At 46.1% G+C, this 1,865-nt stretch carries 1 protein-coding gene; it reads right to left on the reverse strand.

Translation table 11 applies throughout. The features are described from left to right. On the reverse strand, positions 1–1,865 hold a 1,865-nt coding region (locus WBN20_RS06140; RefSeq protein WP_424281088.1), incomplete at both ends, for a cation-translocating P-type ATPase.

The following is a 1,865-nucleotide window of genomic DNA, read 5'->3' on the forward strand; positions in this document are numbered from 1 at the left end:
GTGTTAGTACTAAAGAACCCAACCCAAAAACAGCAATAACACCCCACTGTTGTAGTGTTAATTTCACAAGGGAAAGGGTTTCCGCCACAATCGGGATGAGGTTCGATGTTAATATGATCAGGGTGCATAAGAGTAAGGCTGCCCAGACCCAGGGATTTTTGGTTACTTCATTAGAAAAGAAGGACGATTTCCTCAACGGCATGTTAAATATGTTTAGTAATTGCCCCACAACCAGGGTGTAAAAGGCCATGTTGTTAATCTCCATGGGAGACAATTGCAACCAAAGGTGGGCATATGCTGTTATCCCTAACACAGCTAAGGTGATACTCATCCCACATATTACCGTGGTAATCCACAATTCCCGGGTCATAATAGGTTCTGTAGGCTTCCTGGGGGGTTGATTCATCAGGTCATCTTCTCCTTTTCCAAAGCCCAGGGCCAATGCGGGAAAAACATCAGTCACCAGATTGAGAAATAGAATCTGTAACGGAAGTAAGGGCGCCGGGAGTACCACAATAGCGGCTACACCCACAGAGACAATTTCAGCTAAATTACAGGATAAGAGATAGACTACGAATTGCCGTATATGCTCAAAAATCAGCCTGCCTTGTCTTATTGCCAGTTCCATGGCTGTAAATCGGTCATTTTTCAGGATGATATCGGCGGCTTCCCGGGCCACTTCCGTTCCCCGTATGCCCATTGCGATACCTATATCTGCCTTCCGCAAGGCGGGAACATCATTTACCCCGTCGCCCAACATACCAATAGTGTTATTGTGTTGCTGAAAAAACTTGACTAACTCCAGTTTTTCCTTTGGGGATACCCTCGCAAAAACCTTGGCATGCAATAAGCGTTTCCGTTGGCGTTGATCTCCTTTCAACAGCCGATTGATTTCCCTGCCGTGAATCAGCTGATCCTTTCCCTCTCCTTCTTCCATCAAGCCAATTTCCTGCGCAATTTTCCCTGCAGTACCCGGATGATCCCCCGTCATCATCACTACCTTGATACCTGCATTTTTGTATACGGAGATAGTATCTTTGACATCGCTACGTGCCGGATCAATAAAGCCGATAACCCCTATGAAGGTCAATCCTTCCATGAGGGCGTCCATTTCCGGTATTTTGTCATGGTCTCTATAGGCCATCGCCAGGGTACGGAATCCCTGTGAGGCCATTTGGTCTACCAATTGATACCAGCCTGCTTTATCCTCAAATGCAGTCACATGGCCATTGGTAATTATTTTGTCACAATAGGCTGCCACCTCCTCAAAAGCACCTTTTACATAAAGGGTATGGCCATTTTTAGGATTGCGGTTAATGGAGGCCATGTACTTACGCTCTGTATCAAAAGGCATAGACAGTACCTGGGGCCGTTCCTTTCGTATCGCTACCGGATCGTATTGCATCTTGTCTGCAAAATCGAGCAAGGCAACGTCAATACTTTCTCCAAAGCGATCTTCCAACTTAGCAGGACTTTCATTACACAGGATACTTGTGGTAATCATCTGTTTTATATCCCGTCGCCTTGAAGCCAGTAGTCTTAAGGCATCCTGTTGTTTACCGACTTCGTATTCCCGTTTCCCGGCAAAGGCGAGGGTATGAACGGCCAGTTTGTCTTCAGTGAGTGTTCCGGTTTTGTCGGTACAAATAATATTGGTGGCCCCCAGAGTATGAACTGCTTCCAACTTTTTGATAACCACCTGTTTTTTGGAGAGTTGTAGCATACCTCTGGCAAGGGCAATGGTAGCAACAATAGGTAAACCTTCGGGAATAGCTGCAACAGCCAAGGCGAGTCCTGTTTGTATCATGAACATCAGGTCCATCCCGCTGAGAATTCCCGAAACAATGACCAGGAAGGTCAATAAG

It is taken from the genome of Eudoraea sp. (genome assembly GCF_049665975.1).
Taxonomy (GTDB): Bacteria; Bacteroidota; Bacteroidia; order Flavobacteriales; family Flavobacteriaceae; genus Eudoraea.